At 43.2% G+C, this 17,657-nt stretch carries 16 protein-coding genes; 11 read left to right on the top strand and 5 right to left on the bottom strand.

What is annotated here, in order from left to right:
- Window positions 1–30 precede the first annotated feature (30 nt).
- From AC0VYE_RS22570 to hisC, 5 genes are all read left to right on the top strand, one after another.
- Window positions 31–1,065 carry a glycosyl hydrolase gene (locus tag AC0VYE_RS22570; protein WP_475442938.1) on the top strand — a complete coding sequence of 345 codons (1,035 nt, stop codon included), beginning with the start codon at window positions 31–33 and terminating at the stop codon, window positions 1,063–1,065.
- 55 nt (window positions 1,066–1,120) lie between these two features.
- Window positions 1,121–2,221, top strand: a complete 1,101-nt coding sequence (locus AC0VYE_RS22565; RefSeq protein WP_475442937.1) for an SGNH/GDSL hydrolase family protein — start codon at window positions 1,121–1,123, stop codon at window positions 2,219–2,221.
- A complete protein-coding gene (locus AC0VYE_RS22560; protein WP_475442936.1) occupies window positions 2,218–3,696 on the top strand; it encodes a glycosyl hydrolase in 1,479 nt (492 codons plus the stop codon). The genes AC0VYE_RS22565 and AC0VYE_RS22560 overlap by 4 nt, the downstream gene beginning before the upstream one ends.
- Window positions 3,697–3,733: 37 nt before the next feature.
- Window positions 3,734–6,283 carry a beta-mannosidase gene (locus AC0VYE_RS22555; RefSeq protein WP_475442935.1) on the top strand — a complete coding sequence of 850 codons (2,550 nt, stop codon included), beginning with the start codon at window positions 3,734–3,736 and terminating at the stop codon, window positions 6,281–6,283.
- A gap of 199 nt (window positions 6,284–6,482) precedes the next feature.
- Window positions 6,483–7,592 carry a histidinol-phosphate transaminase gene (hisC, locus tag AC0VYE_RS22550; protein WP_475442934.1) on the top strand — a complete coding sequence of 370 codons (1,110 nt, stop codon included), beginning with the start codon at window positions 6,483–6,485 and terminating at the stop codon, window positions 7,590–7,592.
- 86 nt (window positions 7,593–7,678) lie between these two features.
- Here hisC and AC0VYE_RS22545 read toward each other — a convergent pair whose 3' ends face one another.
- Window positions 7,679–8,443: a CAP domain-containing protein gene (locus tag AC0VYE_RS22545; protein ID WP_475442933.1), complete on the bottom strand. Its 765-nt coding sequence runs from the start codon at window positions 8,441–8,443 to the stop codon at window positions 7,679–7,681.
- Window positions 8,444–8,722: 279 nt separating this feature from the next.
- Here AC0VYE_RS22545 and AC0VYE_RS22540 point away from each other — a divergent pair, with 279 nt between their 5' ends.
- From AC0VYE_RS22540 to AC0VYE_RS22530, 3 genes are all read left to right on the top strand, one after another.
- Window positions 8,723–8,923, top strand: coding sequence for a cold-shock protein (locus tag AC0VYE_RS22540; RefSeq protein ID WP_054024035.1), 201 nt, complete (start codon window positions 8,723–8,725; stop codon window positions 8,921–8,923).
- Between the two features lie 190 nt (window positions 8,924–9,113).
- Entirely contained in the window at window positions 9,114–9,587 is a 474-nt protein-coding gene (locus AC0VYE_RS22535; RefSeq protein ID WP_475442932.1) for a MarR family transcriptional regulator, read from the top strand.
- A 156-nt stretch (window positions 9,588–9,743) separates the two neighbouring features.
- The gene (locus AC0VYE_RS22530; protein WP_475442931.1) at window positions 9,744–11,015 is read left to right on the top strand and encodes an MFS transporter; all 1,272 of its coding nucleotides are present in this window, start codon (window positions 9,744–9,746) and stop codon (window positions 11,013–11,015) included.
- Between the two features lie 10 nt (window positions 11,016–11,025).
- Here the strand turns inward: AC0VYE_RS22530 and fabV are convergent, their stop codons facing one another.
- Window positions 11,026–12,216 (bottom strand): enoyl-ACP reductase FabV, encoded by a 1,191-nt coding sequence (gene fabV, locus AC0VYE_RS22525; RefSeq protein ID WP_475442930.1) that lies wholly within the window; start codon window positions 12,214–12,216, stop codon window positions 11,026–11,028.
- 204 nt (window positions 12,217–12,420) lie between these two features.
- Complete coding sequence (locus AC0VYE_RS22520; protein WP_076266703.1) at window positions 12,421–12,630, bottom strand: alpha/beta-type small acid-soluble spore protein; 210 nt, start codon at window positions 12,628–12,630, stop codon at window positions 12,421–12,423.
- Between the two features lie 133 nt (window positions 12,631–12,763).
- On the opposite strand from AC0VYE_RS22520, the gene AC0VYE_RS22515 reads away from it, so the two are divergent.
- Both AC0VYE_RS22515 and AC0VYE_RS22510 read left to right on the top strand, forming a co-directional pair.
- On the top strand, window positions 12,764–13,405 hold the full coding sequence (locus tag AC0VYE_RS22515; RefSeq protein ID WP_076266704.1) for an ATP-dependent DNA ligase: 642 nt from the start codon (window positions 12,764–12,766) through the stop codon (window positions 13,403–13,405).
- A 440-nt stretch (window positions 13,406–13,845) separates the two neighbouring features.
- Window positions 13,846–14,706 (top strand): alpha/beta fold hydrolase, encoded by an 861-nt coding sequence (locus AC0VYE_RS22510; protein ID WP_475442929.1) that lies wholly within the window; start codon window positions 13,846–13,848, stop codon window positions 14,704–14,706.
- 137 nt (window positions 14,707–14,843) lie between these two features.
- On the opposite strand, the gene AC0VYE_RS22505 is transcribed toward AC0VYE_RS22510, so the two are convergent.
- Complete coding sequence (locus AC0VYE_RS22505; protein WP_076266706.1) at window positions 14,844–15,329, bottom strand: C40 family peptidase; 486 nt, start codon at window positions 15,327–15,329, stop codon at window positions 14,844–14,846.
- Between the two features lie 165 nt (window positions 15,330–15,494).
- The gene (locus tag AC0VYE_RS22500; RefSeq protein ID WP_076266707.1) at window positions 15,495–16,475 is read right to left on the bottom strand and encodes an aldo/keto reductase; all 981 of its coding nucleotides are present in this window, start codon (window positions 16,473–16,475) and stop codon (window positions 15,495–15,497) included.
- Window positions 16,476–16,717: 242 nt separating this feature from the next.
- On the opposite strand from AC0VYE_RS22500, the gene AC0VYE_RS22495 reads away from it, so the two are divergent.
- Window positions 16,718–17,506, top strand: a complete 789-nt coding sequence (locus tag AC0VYE_RS22495; protein WP_076266708.1) for an alpha/beta hydrolase — start codon at window positions 16,718–16,720, stop codon at window positions 17,504–17,506.
- Window positions 17,507–17,657 lie beyond the last annotated feature (151 nt).

Below are 17,657 nucleotides of genomic sequence, written 5' to 3'. Positions count from 1 at the left end.
AGAAATGTCAAAGAAGGAGAGAAACCATAAATGTTGAATGTGAAGCAGCAATCCCGTTTCATTGTGGAACCTAAGCTCATAAACCCGAATGCAGACGATCAGGCGAAAAGGCTGATGACCTATTTATGCGACATTTATGGAACTCGCATATTGACCGGTCAGCAAATCGGAGTAGTATCAACACCTGAGCTTGAAATACTGCATGAAGTGACTGGGAAATACCCAGCCGTTTATGGCTTTGATTTCATGAATTATTCACCCTCGCGCACAGAGCGCGGGGCCACATGCTCTGATACGGACATTGCGATTGATTGGTGGCAAAGCGGCGGCATCGTAACTTTTTGCTGGCACTGGAATGCGCCTAAGGATTTAATTGATTTGCCCCCTGACCGAACGTGGGGCAGCGGCTTCTATACAAAAGCAACGACGTTTGATGTACAGAAGGCGATGAATGATAAAGAGTCAGAGGATTATAAGCTGCTGATCAGAGATATTGATGCGATTTCCTCCGAGCTGAAACGGCTGCAGGATGCAGGGGTACCGGTATTATGGAGACCGCTGCACGAGGCTTCGGGAGGCTGGTTCTGGTGGGGCAGCAAAGGGGCTGAGCCCTGCGTTCAATTGTGGAAGCTGATGTATGACCGAATGACGAACGTGCATAAGTTGAACCATTTGATTTGGGTATGGAATGGACAGCATGCGGATTGGTATCCGGGCGATGAGTACGTCGATATTATTGGAGAAGATATTTATCCTCCTGAGCAAAATTACGAGTCGCAGCTTGATCGTTTCGAGAAGGCACTCGCTTACACAAGCATGAACAAAATTATTGCTTTGTCTGAAAATGGACCGATTCCTGATCCTGATCTTATGCTTCAGGATCGTGCACTATGGGCATGGAATTGCACGTGGTATGGCAATTTTGTCTACAATACTGTGGATGGACACCGTGTATATGCCGAGAAGTTTACAGATAGGGAACAGCTTATCAAATTTTATAATCACCCTTTCTCGTTAACGAAGGATGAGCTGCCTGATTTGAAAAATTATCAGCTGCGAGAATAGCAGGTGGATGACATTCATCGCAAGGACTAATACTTGTGCAAGGAGCACGCCATTTATGACTTTGTCGATTTGGAATCACCGAAGCAATCTGCATCGAACGCGGCATAGAATCCAAGAGGGATGCTTGACGGTGGGTTTTATTGGAGGCTCGATTACCGACGCAAGGCCGCGTCATAACTGGCCGGAGCCAGTCATTGCCTGGTTCACGGAGCAATATCCGGAACTGCGTATCACGGTTGAAAATGCAGCGATCGGAGCAACGGGCAGCGATTTAGCCGCTTTCCGCGCCAAACGCGATTTAATCGATACGAATTGCGATTTGGTTTTTATTGAATATGCGGTTAATGATGAAGGCGAGCCAACCTTGAAGAGCAATCGCTCGCGCGAAGGATTAATAAGACAATTGCTCGCTGATGGACAGCGCGATATCGTCATCGTATACACGTATTCGCAAAATATGTACAGTGCCATTGCACATGGCTTGGTACCGGACACGATTAATGAATTTGAGCGGATAGCAGAGCATTATGAGCTAAGCTCGGTATGGATGGGTTTGTACGCTTTTGAGGAAGTCAAGAAAGGCAAGCTGCGCTTTGAAGAATGGCTGCCAGATGGTCTTCATCCGACAAGCAGAGGAAGCTTGAGCTATGGGCAAAGTGTAATTGCATATCTCCAGAAGGAATTATCGTATGCGGATCACGCGGTGGAGGCTGATCAGGTTTCATACTTGATACCAAAGCCGCTGGATACACAATGCTGGGATGATGTATTCGACTTAGCTTTTCATCACATTCATACGAGAGGTTCTTGGGCTATAAGGAGATGGCCTCACCTGGAGTGGATCGATCAAGTGCTCGAGACATCGGCCATTGGAGCAGAGTTGTCCTTCTCCTTCGAGGGAAGAGGACTCGTTCTTGGCTTTGATTTCGGAAGAAGCTCAGCTGAGTTTCGATACCGAATAGATGATGGGGAGTGGCAAGTGATGGAGCGGGAGAGGCCATCATGGGTCCAGGATGATGGGTGGTATCGCTTAAGCTGTTTCGGAGATGATTGGGTGAGCGGCCGTCACCGCTTCGAGCTTGAAGTCATTCATGGCAATCGACCAGAATGCACAGGCACTAATTTCCGTCTCGCGAAAGTGGGGATTATCAGGTGACCGCCCTTAGGAGCAGGCGAGTTGTCATTAGTGCGCTTGCTGTCAGCTTAGCGCTTCTAGGCGCCGCTTTAGTCGTTATATTGGCTGTTCTGCCAAGCTCAAACAAGGAAGAACCATTTTTGAAATTCGAAGCGGAGTCCGGCCTGCTTCAAGGTACAATGGTTTCCAAAGAAGCGGAGGGCTTCTCTGGCTCAGGCTTCGTTACTGATTTTACGGATGAGCAGGACCAGTTATCGTTTGAGGTTGTTGCTCCAAAGGCAGTATTATACAATGTATGGGTCAGCTACCGGGCGCCAAATGGCAATAAAGTAGTTGGCATTTCATTGAATAATCAGCCCCATGGCGAATTGGTTTTACAGCCAAATGATCAATTTACGGAGCTCAAGGCAGGGAAGCTGCTTTTACAAGAGGGAACGAATACGATTAGCCTGACTCGCGGCTGGGGTTATTACGATATCGACTATATTAAGCTGCAAAAGACGAAGCCTGAAACGAAACATCAGGTCTCTGGTGAATTAGTGAATGGGAATGCTTCTGCAGAAGCCAAAAAGCTAATGAATTATTTGGTGAAAAACTACGGCAAGTCGATGTTGTCGGGTCAAACCGGACTGGATAATGTTTCTTGGATTGAGAAGATTACCGGTAAAGAACCAGCGATGGTCGGGTTTGATTTAATCGATTATTCCAAAACAAGAGCAGCGCACGGAGCCATCTCGTATGAAGTGGAAAAAGCAATTGGCTGGCATAAGCAGGGCGGCATTACAACCCTCTTATGGCATTGGAACGCTCCCACCGGCATAATTGACGAGCCGGGAAAAGAATGGTGGCGGGGGTTTTATGCTGATTCGGTAACCTTTGATTTGGAGAAAGCTTTGAGTGACACCGAATCGGAGGAGTACAAGCTGCTGCTAGCTGATATCGATACGATTGCCGTACAGCTTCAAAGGTTAAAGGATGCCCATGTGCCCGTGTTATTTAGACCGCTTCATGAAGCTGAAGGCGGGTGGTTCTGGTGGGGAGCAAAGGGTCCTGAGCCGGCAAAGCAGCTTTACCGAATCGTATACGATCGACTGGTCAATAAGCATGAATTAAACAATCTCATATGGATCTGGAATTCGGTCCAGCCCGAATGGTATCCAGGAGATGACGTAGTGGATATCGTTAGTGTAGATAGTTATCCAACCCCTGGAGATCATTCTCCAGCCATTAATTCTTATGATAATCTCGTTGCTCTAGTAAGTAATAAAAAACTTGTTGCAATGACCGAAAATGGTTCCATTCCTGACCCGGACTTAATGAAATCGTATGGTGCGAATTGGAGCTGGTTTGTCACCTGGGAAGGCGATTATTTAAACGATGGAAAACATAACAGCCAAGATATTTTGAAAAAAATCTACAATCATTCAAATGTGACGACACTGGATGAACTTCCAGACTTGTTTGGTATGAAAAAAGCTGTAGATAAAGAAGAATGACAAGCGATAGGAAGACACATATTCTTAGGAGGACAAAATGAGAGAAATACAACTAGTGCTAAGTAATTGGAAATTCAAAGCTTGTCAGGAGCAAGAATGGATGGAAGCCATCGTGCCTGGCTGCGTTCATACGGATTTGCTGCGCAATGGCATCATCAAAGATCCTTTCTATAAAACAAATGAGCATGATTTGCAATGGATTGACAAAATAGATTGGGAATACGAGACTCATTTCGACGTAAATGATCAATTGTTTAATGCCTCAACTATTGAACTCGTATTCGATGGATTAGATACGTATGCAGACGTTTATGTAAATGGCCATCATGTATTGTCAGCAGACAATATGTTCAGAACATGGAAAGCAAATGTAACGTCTATGGTGAATGCCAAAGATAATGTATTGTTGATTAAATTCCGCTCCCCTGTGCAAGAGGATTTGCCGAAGATCGAGAAGCTTGGCTATAATCTACCAGCTAGTAATGATCAATCAGAACTTGGCGGACTGGGTGCTCAGAAGATAAGTATTTTTGCAAGAAAAGCGCCTTATCATTATGGCTGGGACTGGGGTCCGCGATTCGTTACTAGCGGTATTTGGCGTGAAGCTAGACTAGAGGGCTGGTCCGACAGCAAAATTACCGATGTATATGTGAAGCAGGATCAGGTAAATGCTTCGAAAGCTAGCTTAACGGTAGATGTGGAAATTGAGTCGGAGCATGAATGGAACGGCTTGGTGAAGTTAAGTGCTGGGGGACAAACTTGGGAGCAGGCTGCGCACTTAAAGCAAGGGATTAATGTGATTCAACTGCCTGTTGAAATCGAGAATCCGAAGCTTTGGTGGAGCAGAGGACTTGGTGATGCCCATTTATATACATTTACAGCAGAGCTTTGCAAGGATAAAGAGTTGATAGCTGCAAAATCCGTTCGTACTGGTCTTCGCTCCATTCGATTGGTGCGAGACAAGGATGAGGTTGGAGCCTCGTTTTATTTTGAGCTTAATGGCGTTCCTGTGTTTGCGAAAGGTGCAAACCATATTCCTAATGACAGCTTCATTACTGAAGTTACGGATGAGCGATATAGACATGAAATTGTTTCAGCTGCGGAATCGAATATGAATATGCTTCGTGTATGGGGCGGCGGTATATATGAGCAATCGGTGTTCTATGAGCTTTGTGATGAGTACGGCATCTTGGTGTGGCAGGACTTTATGTTCGCATGCAGCATGTATCCTGGCGATGAGGCCTTTCTAGAAAATGTTCGCTTGGAAGCAGAAGAGAATGTGAAGCGGCTGCGCAATCATCCTTCCATCGTGCTGTGGTGCGGCAATAACGAGATTGATTCGGCTTGGGCGCAATTTGATGAGAAGGGCGGCTGGGGCTGGAAAAAAGAATATACATCGGAGCAGCGTGCCGTCATTTGGGCGGACTACGAGGCAGTTTTCCATGACATTTTACCTGATGCGGTTGAAGCCTTTGCGCCAGGAACACAATATTGGCCATCCTCACCGCTTATATCGCTGTCGGGGGATATTAACCAGCATGCGCATCCGCTATCTACAGAGGGAGATGTTCATTACTGGGGAGTATGGCACGCAGTTGAGCCATTCGAGAACTACAACCTGAAAATCGGCCGTTTTATGAGTGAATACGGCTTCCAGTCATTTCCTGAGTATGATACGGTGATGAAATTCGCAACGGAGCAGGATTTGGCTCTGGATTCTAAGGTAATGCGCGCGCATCAGAAAAATGGCGACGGCAACCGTCTCATTAAAGAATACATGGATATCTATATGAGCGAGCCTAAGGACTTCCCTGCTTTTCTTTATATGAGTCAGGTGCTGCAAGCAGAAGCGATGAAGATGGCGATTGAGGCGCATCGTCGCAGCATGCCATATTGCATGGGCACGTTATACTGGCAAATGAATGATTGCTGGCCAGTAGCTTCTTGGGCAGGCATGGATTATTACGGGAAATGGAAAGCTATGCAGTATTATGCGAAAAGAAGCTTCGCCGATACAATGCTGTCCTTTGACAAGACAGATGACGGCGTCATCAATATTCATGCGGTGACGGATTTGCTGGAATCGTTGAAAGGCGAGCTTAGATTATCGCTATACGACTTTACAGGCGTGTTAATTAAGCGGGAAACCACTCAAGTGTCCATAGCAGGAAATAGTGCAGCAATTGTAAGCTCAATAAACGAGCTGGAATGGCTGACAGGCTGCGAAGCAAACCGTGTTGTATTGTATGCAGAGCTGACCCAAGGCGGTAAGCTGATAGACAGCAAGGAACATTATTTCGTGAAAGCGAAAGAACAGAAGCTAACTTCAGCGGTTATTCGAATTTCAGAGGTTGAAGGCAGCAACGGTACGTCGTTCGCGCTGGAGACGGATGTGCTTGCTAAGCAGGTATGGATTACCGCAGAGCACGAGGGCATGTTCACGGACAACTTCTTTGATTTGATACCGGGTGTAGCTAAAATCGTAGAGTTCCGCTTGCGCGAAAGTGGAGAAGCTGCAAGTAAGCCAGCTGCATCGGGCAAGGTGCAAGCTCGTTCAATGATCGATTTTTTGGCTGAAGGCAAATAAAACGAAGTGAAAAAAAGTAGATAAAAAGGAGGCGCCTATGAGGGGTGCCTCCTTTTCTTAATGTTCAATACGATACTGCTGGAGCGGGAATTTAGTCATTATTTCGACAATCTTATCTCGCATTAACTCTTTACTGCGAGAAAGGATTAATGTATTATCGTAATAAAGGTTTCGACTTTATTTAGTAAGGGTGAAATGTATGAACGAGAAATTTGAAGTTAAACCACGAAAGGCTTTGGAAGTGATGAAGCCCTACTCGCCAGGCAAACCGATTTGGGAGGTTCAGAGCGAATATGGCCTGCAGCATGTAATTAAGCTGGCCTCTAATGAAAATCCATTAGGACCTTCTCCAAAAGCGATAGAAGCCATTCAAATCGCCTTGATCGATCTTCATCGTTATCCTGACAACCAGTCTCAATTATTGAAGAAAACCATTGCCGATTATTACGACCTGCATGCAGATCAAGTCATTGTTACTAACGGCGGAGATGAGCTCATCACGCTTGTAGCAGAAGCTTTTTTGGATGCGGATGATGAAATTATTGTGCCGGGACCTACATTTAGTGAATATGAGTTTGGTGCTCAGCTGATGGGAGCTAAAACAATCGTTGTCCCGCTCAATGATGCTTTTCAATATGATGCAGAAGCTATTGTTGCTGCAGTGACTGATCATACCAAAATTATATATCTATGTTCTCCAAATAATCCAACAGGTACTTATGTAGCTCAAAAAGATTTGAAATATATACTCGATACAATCCCAAAACGTATCATGGTTATGCTCGATACAGCGTATAGCCACTACGTTTCGGAGGAGCTGTATTCGGATGGAATGGAATTTGTAAGAGCAGGCTACCCGCTCATTGTGCTAAAAACCTTTTCGAAAATTTACGGTCTTGCAGGAATTCGAGTAGGCTATGGGGCTGCCCCTCAGCAAATTATTCAGAGCATTCTTCAAGTGAAGGAGCCGTTTAATGTTAATGCACTTGCCCAGACAGCGGCAGCAGCAGCGATCGGTGATAAAGAGCATGTTTTAAGTTCGCAAGCACTGGTTGTTAAGGAACGTGAGCGCATGTACGCTTCATTTGACCAGCTTGGAATCAAATATACTCGCAGTATGACCAACTTTGTACTTGCTGAGATTGGGCCGGAATCGGAGTCCATCTACATGCGTTTAATGGCTAAAGGGATTATCGTTCGCCACGGAAAAACGTGGGGTTTGCCGCTCCATGTGCGTATCTCAATAGGTATGCCGGAAGAAAATGATCAGTTTATTGCCGCATTAAGCGAAATACTTGGTTCGGTTTAGTCTTTAGTAAATAATTATGCCGCGATGTTAGTAAGAGCAGCCAACGAGTGGAAATTCGTCGGCTGCTCTTTTTTTGATCGATGCGATTAACCAGTAAATTCTTGAACCCATGCCCCTTGGTAATACCCAACTCCAATTTTAGTGAAACTGGATTTCAAAATATTTGCGCGGTGTCCAGGGCTGTTCATCCAATCCTTCATTACTTGATCAGGAGTAGGCTGGCCTTTAGCAATATTTTCACCAGCAGAACTGTACGTAATATTGAATTGTTTCATCATGTCGAAGGGAGAACCATAAGTTGGCGAATTATGATCAAAGTAGTTGTTGTTAATCATATCCTGTGCTTTGACCAAAGCCATTTTGGATAAAGATCCATCCATGCTGAGTGCAGGCAACCCTGATTTTGATCGTTCAGAATTGACCAGTTGGAGCACCTGCTGTTCATATTGTCCAGAGGAAGAAGGAGCTTTCTCCGCTGGATTTTGAGTCGTTGGATTTTGAGTGGTCGGGTTTTGAGTTGTTGGATTCTGTGTCGTTGGTTGTTGAGCTGGGTATTGGCCAGGGTACTGCGACGGAAATGGATAAGGGTATTTATTAACGAGTCCATTTGCTCCATCGCCCAACAGCCAATCTGGAATGTTGTTGTACTGCGAGCCCTTCATTGAAACAGTAGGATTCTTCATCATCGGTGTAGAGATTGAAGAGGCCTGGGTTGTGTGTGGCGTTGACGTAATAATAGGTGTTTTGGTTGATGTGTAACCAAGAGCAGAGTGCTTATTGGTTGACATCCTTGGATTTGACGAACAGCCTACAGCTAAAATAAGTAAAGCTAAAATGAAAAATTTCCGCATGTACATACTCCTCAACGTTAGAATAGTGTGCTTGCTACCCGATATATAATTTCCTGACTAAGCTTTTGTTATCCCGGAGAAAAAAGGGATTTGATCTTTTTTAAAATGAAGACTTGCTTATTACAAATGCCTATGGTATATTATCAATACAAACAACAAATTTAACCTTGAATTCACCCATTGAAAAGGTTGTCATTTGTATGATGATATCTTTTTCAATGTGTGATTTTTAGTTTTTCTGGAAAAAACATGTTAATATACTTTTGGAGGTAATCAATTATGGAACAAGGTACAGTAAAATGGTTTAACGCAGAGAAAGGCTTCGGTTTTATCGAAGTTGAAGGCGGAAATGACGTATTCGTACATTTCTCCGCAATCCAAGGCGACGGTTTCAAATCACTTGACGAAGGTCAACGCGTTGAGTTCAACGTAACTCAAGGCAACCGTGGACCACAAGCAGAAAACGTTGTAAAACTATAGTATTAAATCAAAACCCCTTAACTTCGGTTAAGGGGTTTTTTTTATACATTAATCAAGTTATAAATTTTCGGAGTGGGAGCAGGGCTTCCACTCTGTTTTTGTTTTTGGTAAGGTAGAAGTATGTTGACGAACATCTCGAAACGAATTTTGTTAATATAGTTAATGCACCAAACGGGTGGGAGGACAGGACATGAACAAAGAAGAACAAATCATGATGGGATTCAGGGACTTATATAATAAGATGGTTTGGCTTAATAAGGATAAGATGGAAGACAGCCTTAAGGGTTACAAGTCTTCTGAAGTACATTGCATCGAATACATTGAAAAAAATGCAGATTCCAACGTGACCATACTTGCGGAGTCCTTTTATATGACTCGCGGTGCCATAAGTAAAATAACGAAGAAGCTCATTAAAAAAGGCCTTATTGAAAGCTACCAGAAGTCGGATAATAAGAAAGAAATTTATTTTAGGCTAACTGAGCAAGGGAAAGTAATTTATAACATCCATGAGGATCTGCACAAAGAGTTTCAAGAGCGGGATAAAGCCGTATTTGAGCAGGTAACCGAGGAACAAGTTGAAAGTATGATTAGCTTCGTGGAAATGTATAGTAGGCATTTGGATGCAGAAATAAAAAAACAGGGTAAAGACATTAAATCCGAATAAATTTGAATAATGAAAATAAAACCTCAGGCAGCCTTTCTCTTTCGAGTAAGGGCTGCATTTTTATTGTTGTTATTTTGTTGACAAGGAAACAAAAATTAGATACGATATGTTTGTTTCCAAGGAATCAAAATCACAACTTTAGAGAGGAGAATTTAAGTGTTCGGATTTAGATCACACAATAAACAGAACACAGATCAATCCGTAGATAAACACGCTTTACTATTCGGTCTTATCTCTGTGTTTCTATGCGGAATAGGCTTTAGTATCATCATGCCTGTCGTCCCATTCTTAGTGCAGCCGTATACAAGCAATCCTGGAGAACAAGCGATAGTTGTTACGCTGCTGACCTCAGTTTATGCAGTCTGCGTATTTTTTGCGGCTCCCGTACTCGGAGCATTGAGCGACAAATATGGCCGACGTCCATTGCTTTTAATATGCCTTTTGGGTTCTGCAATCGGGTACTTTGTTTTTGGCATAGGAGGAGCGTTATGGATTCTATTTGCTGGACGCATAATTGAAGGTATTACAGGCGGGAGCATAAGCACGATCTTTGCATATTTTGCAGACATCATTCCTTCAGAGCAGAGAACCAAATATTTTGGATGGGTGAGTGCGGTTGTTGGCGTTGGCACTGTCATTGGTCCAACTCTAGGTGGATTACTTGCTAAGTTTGGTTATGCTGTACCCATGTATTTTGGAGCAATCATAACTTTATTGAATGTTGTTTATGGATACTTTTTTATGCCGGAGAGCCTTGACAAGAAAAATAGACTGAAAGAAATTACCTTTGTAAGACTGAATGCATTTACACAGCTTGCAAACCTGCTTTCTATGAAAAACATCAATAGGCTGCTTATCTCAGCGTTCTTGCTTTGGATACCTAACGGATCTTTACAGGCCGTTTTTTCACAATTCACAATGGATTCTTTCAGTTGGAAGCCTGCATTAATCGGACTTATGTTTTCAATTATGGGCGTCCAAGACATTATTTCACAAGGATTCATCATGCCAAAGTTTTTGAAAAAACGTAGTGATAAACAGATCGCCACTCTTGGAATGGTTTCGGAGATTATAGGCTACAGTCTCATTGCCGCATCAGCTTTGTTCTCGTTTTATCCTCTTCTGATCGCTGGAATGTTTATATTTGGTTTTGGTGATTCAATCTTTGGGCCTTCATTCAATGGTATGCTCTCCAAGTCTGTCGATTCGAGTGAACAAGGGAGAATCCAAGGAGGCAGCCAATCTATTCAAGCCTTAGCCAGAATGATTGGGCCAATCATTGGAGGTCAAATCTATGTATCATTTGGTCATGCCGCACCCGCTTTTATGGGGATGATCCTTATAGCAGTGGCCATACAAGTAATGTATTTGCACCAGCAAACACAAAAAAAACCAACTCGAGTGAATAAACGCTCGAATTGGTTTTAGAGTGGAAATATTAGCGAAGATTTGGAATGTTTACTTCTGGATTAACGTCTGCTTCATAATCGATGCTATCTGTCTCGAAACCGAATAGCTGGAAAAATTCACGACGATAACCTTCAAGATCAGAAAGATCATAAACATTTTCTGTAGAGAGCTTAGCCCAAACATCGGCAACCTCAGCTTGGATTTCTGGTCTCATCTCCCAATCATCAACGCGGATAAGTCCTTTTTCATCAACTAATGTTTCATTTTTGCCGTATAGACGCTCTGAGAATAAACGATACATTTGCTCAATGCAGCCCTCATGAATGCCTTTTTCTTTCATCACTTTATAAAGGGCGGAAATATATAGCGGCACAACTGGAATCGCGGAGCTTGATTGCGTTACGAGCGCTTTGTTAACGGAAACGAATGCGCGACCGCCATTTGTGCTGAGCTGTTCGTTAAGGCGGTGAGCCGTAGCTTCCAGATCATTTTTAGCAGCGCCAATTGTACCTTCACGATAAACTGCATGTGTAATTTCAGGTCCAATGTAAGAGTAAGCAACTGTAGTTGCGCCTTCAGCAAGTGCTCCAGCTTTCTCAAGCTCGTCAATCCACATCTGCCAGTCCTCGCCGCCCATAACAGCAATCGTTTGACGAAGCTCGTCTTCTGTTGCCGGCTCGATTGTAGCTTGCGTTACATCGCCGTTATGGAAGTTAACGGTTTTGTTCGAATAGGTGCCGCCAAGCGGCTTGATAACGGAAGAGAACGTTTCGCCTGTTTTTGGATGTGTACGGCGTGGAGAAGCTACGCTGTAGACAACGAGATCTATTTGACCTAGTTCCGTGCGGATCAAGTCGATTGTTTTTGCTTTAATTTCATCAGAGAAAGCATCTCCAACGATGCTGAAAGATTTGCGTCCAGCAGCTGCAGCAGCTTCCTCGAAAGCAGCAGAATTGTACCAGCCAGCGGATGCTGTGCGTGCGCCTTCAGAAGCTTTGTCAAAATAAACGCCAATTGTATTAGCGCCAGCAGCGAAAGAAGAAACGATACGTGAAGCAAGACCATAACCTGTTGAAGCTCCAATGACGAGCACGTTGCGCGGGCCTTCAATGCTTGGTTGAGCGTTTACGTAATCGATTTGACGTTGTACTTGTTGTGCGCAGCCCTCAGGATGTGCTGTCGTGCAAATAAAGCCACGAGTTTTTGGTTGAATAATCATATTAGAATATTCCTTTCCATAATGGAATTTGTTTGTATGCGTTATGTAACGGGACAACTCTCTCCCATTTTACCGATTTTTATGGAAGAAGGGAAGTTCTCCATTCGTGACAAAAGCATTTATTTGCACAATTTCTTATTTTTTCTCAAATAAATAAGCGCCAAGAAAGCATCTCTGCATTCTTGGCGCTTATTTATGTAGAAATTAACGACGTCCTGACAGCTGCTGTTCAGCCATTTGAACGAGCCGGCGTGTAATTAATCCGCCGATAGAGCCCATATCGCGAGTGGTCATATTGCCATAATATCCGTCTTGCGGAAGTTGAATGCCAAGCTCTTGGGCCACTTCATATTTAAGCTGCTCTAGAGCTGCACGGGCTTGCGGTATAAGAAGTTGATTCGTACGATTTGCCATCTTTTCTCAGCCTCCTTCTTGAACCTATTATGTGGATACGAGTGAGAGTTTATTCATATCATTCACCTAAATTTACCTCCTATTTTTGAAGTGAAATCATGCTAAAATGGTTAAACGGAAAGGGGGCGCCGTAATGTTTGTGGAACCCATGTTATTAACGGAATATGAAAAACCTTTTGATGATGATGATTTTATATTTGAACCCCTATTGGATGGACACCGTCTGCAGCTCTCCTTTATGGGAAGCAAAGCTGCTTTATATACTCGGCATTTTAATGAAGTTACGCGGCAGTATCCCGAATTACATAATGTACCGCTGAGGGAGCCTGCGGATGTTCTGTTAGATGGCGAGGTAACCTATGTAAACCCATTTACAGGAGCGATTGAGTTCGAGTCGCTGCAGGAACGTTACAGGCTGAAGAAGGAGCCGAGTATCCGTGAAGCCAAAAGGACGAAGCCGGTCCAGTTTTTTGTATTTGATATTCTTTATTACAACGGGCTTGATTTAAGGCAAAAACCGCTGCTTGAGCGAAAGCGGCTGCTGGAATATATTTTGGAGGATAATGCCTATTTCAAAAAGATGCTGTACGTGGAGCGAGAGGGTGCAGCTATTTTTGATCTTGTAAGAAGATCGGATTTGGAGGGCATTGCCTGCAAGCGCAAGGATAGCATCTACGCTGAGGGTCGTCAGGAGAGCTGGCTAAAGGTGAAAAATGATGATTATAAATCGTTATCGATGGCTTCAGATCAGAAAAAAACCTCAATTGCTGAGTAAAGGTATTATTAATATTTTTATTAATAACTAAGAATGTGTGTAAATGATTTTATAGTGAGTGAGATGAATGCTGTCAGCAAAAGCTGATGGCATTTTTTTGCGTTTATTTTTAAAACGAAGGAATGGAATGCTGCCTATGAAAAATGGTTTTCAATCGAAAGGGGAGTTATGCGATGCTCAAATAGGTTAGCAAACTGCTTGCATTGGTCTTGTTTGCTTATTGCTTGTACCTGCACCCTTAATTGTGGCTGCTGAAGGTAATACACAACCCGTTCAGAGTACCTTGGATCGTGAAAACCAAAGCAAAATCAAATCCGATGTGAAAGGCATGTCTATTTTTATTCATTTCATCCATAAAAGGAAAATATGATCATCTTATTGAATACATGTAAGATAGCGTGGTTAATCATTAAAGCAGAACAGGACGTGACTTCATTTTGATGTCTATTTTTAAGAATGAAATTGTTGAGAAAGAATATTGTCTTTGTTATGAGAAAAGCTTGGACATGTTTGAAATGGAATACAAATCACTGTACCTCCCGACATCCTTCGGAGAAACCCATGTGTTATGCTTCGGTGATTCGAGTAAGCAGCCATTGCTACTTCTGCATGGAATGACCATGAGCAGTACAATGTGGTATCCCAATATAAAACAGCTGACTCAAGAACGCTGTGTATATGCAGTCGATGTAATGGGCGATTTTGGGAAGAGTAAACCAACAGCTGTAATAAAAAACAAGCAGGCTGCGCAGCAATGGCTTCTTGAAGTTTTGAACGCGCTCCTATTTGACAAGGTAGACATCGCTGGCCATTCTATGGGCGGCTTCTTAGCGCTTAATTTTTCAATCGCTTACTCAGACCGCGTTTCCAAGCTCATTCTTTATGCCCCTGCGGGTACCTTCCATAAAATAAGCTATAAGTTTTTTATGAAGGTTTACCCTGCGTTATTGTTTCAATCAGAGAAATGGGTCGATAATGCTTTTCGTTGGTTCTCGGGCAGGGGGGAGCTGTTAACCCCTATCTTTCGCACTCAAGTTATTGCAGGGTATCGCCATGCCAAGCCTCTTTTGCAGGTAATGCCTTCCGTATTTCCTATAGAGGAATTTCATAATTTTAAAGTTGCTACTTTGCTTCTTGTTGGAGATAAAGAGGTCATTTATCCAGCTTTGAAGGCAATGGCCTATGCGAAAAAAGCGATTCCTGGCCTTGAAGCTCATTTAATCGAAGGAGCAAGTCATTCACTAACGATGGAGCAAGCGAAAATAGTAAATGATTTAACGCTGCAATTTCTAAGAAAGTGATTTCGTTTTCTATTAAGTTGTTTCATATCACTTATACATGGTTAAGAATGTTATAGAAGCTAGCGCTTGATTCACGATAAACAGAAAAAAAACTGCTATCGCAAAGGGCGATAACAGCCAAGTTCTATATTATAAAATTAATTTGTGACGCGTCTTGCTGTAACATAACTCTTGGACCAGTAGCTGGAGGTCATGTCCGATACGGTAACGCCAGTGCTTGTAGCGCTGTGGATAATTTTGTTGTTGCCTGCATAAATAGCGACATGGCTAATCGTCTTGCCATTCGTTTTAAAGAAGACAAGATCGCCCATGCTGAGTGAACCCTTAGGAACCTTCTCGCCAACTGTAGCTTGTGCTACAGATGTGCGTGGAAGAGAAACATCAAGTCCTTTAAACAAAAATTGAGTGAAAGATGAACAGTCAAATGCGTATGTAACGCCTGCCGGTGCACCGAATTTATATGGAGTGCCGATAAATTCTTTTCCTGTAGAAACAAGATTAAGTGTTTCAGGTGTAGCTGCATGTGCCTTTGGAGCAAAAGTTCCGATTGTGAATGCCGATATGACGATAGCGCTGCAAATGCCTGCTTTGGCAATCGATTTCAGTAGGTGTAATTTTCTCATGCTGTCAGGTTGTCCCTCCGCGTTTCGTTTTATGTATTATGACTATAACACATCCGCAAAAGGGCTATTTTCACTCATGAGAACAAAAGGGCAGGTATAATAAGGATTATGAGCGATTATGAGAATTAAATGAAAAAATATTAATAATCCGCGTATTCCCGCGAATTAAGGCATATTTATGCCTCTTGCGCTTACTAGAAGCGTATACCATTGCTCTCTCGTCATAAGTTCCGATTGCTTCACCGCATCCTTGCAAGCTGCTATTCGCTTAGGATTAACAGTGCCGATTACAGGTTGAATACGAGCGGGATGCTTCATTAACCAAGCCAATACGATGGCTTCCGGTGTCGTTTCATTTTCATCAGCTATTTGTTGTACGAGAGCAGCTGTTTTCAATTCTGACTCCGTTGCATTCTCGGATACTCTTCCAGAAAATTTCCCCTGTGCCAAAGGCCCCCATGCTTGAATTTGTATATTTTCCATTTGCATCAATTCCATAAGACCTTCAGCAAAGTTGTCTTTTAAACCTGCTTTTTGGTTGACATGCACACCTTGATCGATGAAATCATGACGGAGCAGACTCATCTCCAGCTGATTTACGACAATAGGATCAGGCAGCGAGCGCTGCAGGAAACGAATTTGTCCCGGGCTCATATTGGATACGCCAAAGTTGCGAACCTTGCCGGTTAATTTCAGCTTCGTAAAAGCTTCTGCAATTTCATCCGGCTCCATAAGCGGATCAGGACGATGAAGCAGCAAAACATCTAAGTATTCTGTACCAAGCCTCTCCAATATGCCATCAACAGACGATAATATATGCTCTTGCGAGAAATTGAAGCGACCAGGTAAAATGCCATCCGAAAGCTGAATGCCTACTTTGGATTGAATGACGAGCTGCTCGCGAAGCTTGGGCTGCTGTTTAAGAATTTGACCGAATACGGATTCTGCTTTGCCTCTTGTATAAATGTCCGCATGATCATACATTGTAATGCCGATTGATAGCGCGGCTTCTATCGCTTCCTCTGCTTGCTTGATATGATCAGGGGTAATCGGGTCTGCAAGATCCCAGCTTCCGCCAAAACCCATACAGCCTAACACGAGACGGCTGTCGGATATTCCACGACGCTCTAATGGCATCATTTTCATTCGTAATCAACCTCCAAAATTTATATTCACTCTGTGACGATTTCTATTATACCTTTCTATTTCTGTACATATAAGCACTGAAAAAAAGTTCACTAACTAACCTTAGGGCGTATAGGGCATGAAAGCATCACCGTTTCATATGATAGATTGCAAGCGCTTCATATAGATGCTACATTACTAGTATTACATATCATTAGCGTAAGTTGATAAAAAAGCATATTTATTAATAGGAGGAATAGCGTTTGGCACTCATTACTTGCAACTTTTTCTCTGAGGCACTAGGCCTCAGTACATCGATGACCGTTATTTTGCCGCAGCAGACGACATCGCAAATTGGTATGAATAATCGCAGCAGTCAGAAGCTTCATAAAACGTTATATTTACTGCATGGCTTGTCTGATGATGATACCATTTGGATGCGCAGAACTTCTATCGAACGTTATGTAGCCGAGCAAGGTTTTGCGGTTGTCATGCCGAATGTGCATCAAAGCTTTTATACGGATATGGCATATGGCAATAAATATTGGACGTTTCTAACCGAAGAGCTTCCGGCCGTTGCTCGTTCTTTCTTCCCGCTATCTGATGCCCGTGAAGATAATTTTGTCGCTGGCTTATCGATGGGCGGTTATGGAGCATTCAAATGGGCATTAAGGCATCCGGATCGTTTTGCCGCAGCTGGCAGCTTATCCGGTGCGCTGGATATGGCGGATATGGTGAAACGGAGCGAAATGACTGATTTGAAGCGTCTTTTCCATCTCATATATGGTGATAAAGAAATTAAAGGCACGGATGATGATTTGCTGCATCTTGTAGCGGGGAGTGCTAAGTTGGATTCGGCGGCTAAGCCTCTGCTCTATCAGTGCTGTGGTACGGAGGATTTTCTATACAATGATAATATCGCCTTCCGTAATGCGAGCGAGCAAGCGAATTATCCTTTAACTTATGTTGAAGGTCCAGGCAATCATGAATGGAGCTATTGGGACACGCATATCCAGCAGTTCTTAGAATGGCTGCCAAAACAAAACGAATAAGAAGGAAGCTATCATGCCGAGAGGCTGGTAGCTTTTTTTTATTCGAAGGGTTGCAAAATGTATCCGCTACCATTATGATTTGGTTAGGATTAACGTTTAAGTATTTGGATGAATAAATATATTAATCCAACTGTTTATCAAAGTCTATCTA

It is taken from the genome of Pristimantibacillus sp. Z349TD_6 (genome assembly GCF_056173205.1).
The sequence above is the reverse complement of the archived record's forward strand: the minus strand, read 5'-3'. Positions and strand labels throughout refer to the sequence as shown.

What these genes read in the sequence shown, in the direction of transcription:
- AC0VYE_RS22570 (WP_475442938.1), top strand. Translation starts at nt 31, where the DNA reads ATGTTGAATGTGAAGCAGCAATCCCGTTTCATTGTGGAACCTAAGCTC.
- AC0VYE_RS22565 (WP_475442937.1), top strand. Translation starts at nt 1,121, where the DNA reads ATGACTTTGTCGATTTGGAATCACCGAAGCAATCTGCATCGAACGCGG.
- AC0VYE_RS22555 (WP_475442935.1), top strand. Translation starts at nt 3,734, where the DNA reads ATGAGAGAAATACAACTAGTGCTAAGTAATTGGAAATTCAAAGCTTGT.
- hisC (WP_475442934.1), top strand. Translation starts at nt 6,483, where the DNA reads ATGAACGAGAAATTTGAAGTTAAACCACGAAAGGCTTTGGAAGTGATG.
- AC0VYE_RS22545 (WP_475442933.1), bottom strand. Translation starts at nt 8,443, where the DNA reads ATGCGGAAATTTTTCATTTTAGCTTTACTTATTTTAGCTGTAGGCTGT.
- AC0VYE_RS22540 (WP_054024035.1), top strand. Translation starts at nt 8,723, where the DNA reads ATGGAACAAGGTACAGTAAAATGGTTTAACGCAGAGAAAGGCTTCGGT.
- AC0VYE_RS22535 (WP_475442932.1), top strand. Translation starts at nt 9,114, where the DNA reads ATGAACAAAGAAGAACAAATCATGATGGGATTCAGGGACTTATATAAT.
- fabV (WP_475442930.1), bottom strand. Translation starts at nt 12,216, where the DNA reads ATGATTATTCAACCAAAAACTCGTGGCTTTATTTGCACGACAGCACAT.
- AC0VYE_RS22520 (WP_076266703.1), bottom strand. Translation starts at nt 12,630, where the DNA reads ATGGCAAATCGTACGAATCAACTTCTTATACCGCAAGCCCGTGCAGCT.
- AC0VYE_RS22515 (WP_076266704.1), top strand. Translation starts at nt 12,764, where the DNA reads ATGTTTGTGGAACCCATGTTATTAACGGAATATGAAAAACCTTTTGAT.
- AC0VYE_RS22510 (WP_475442929.1), top strand. Translation starts at nt 13,846, where the DNA reads ATGTCTATTTTTAAGAATGAAATTGTTGAGAAAGAATATTGTCTTTGT.
- AC0VYE_RS22505 (WP_076266706.1), bottom strand. Translation starts at nt 15,329, where the DNA reads ATGAGAAAATTACACCTACTGAAATCGATTGCCAAAGCAGGCATTTGC.
- AC0VYE_RS22500 (WP_076266707.1), bottom strand. Translation starts at nt 16,475, where the DNA reads ATGAAAATGATGCCATTAGAGCGTCGTGGAATATCCGACAGCCGTCTC.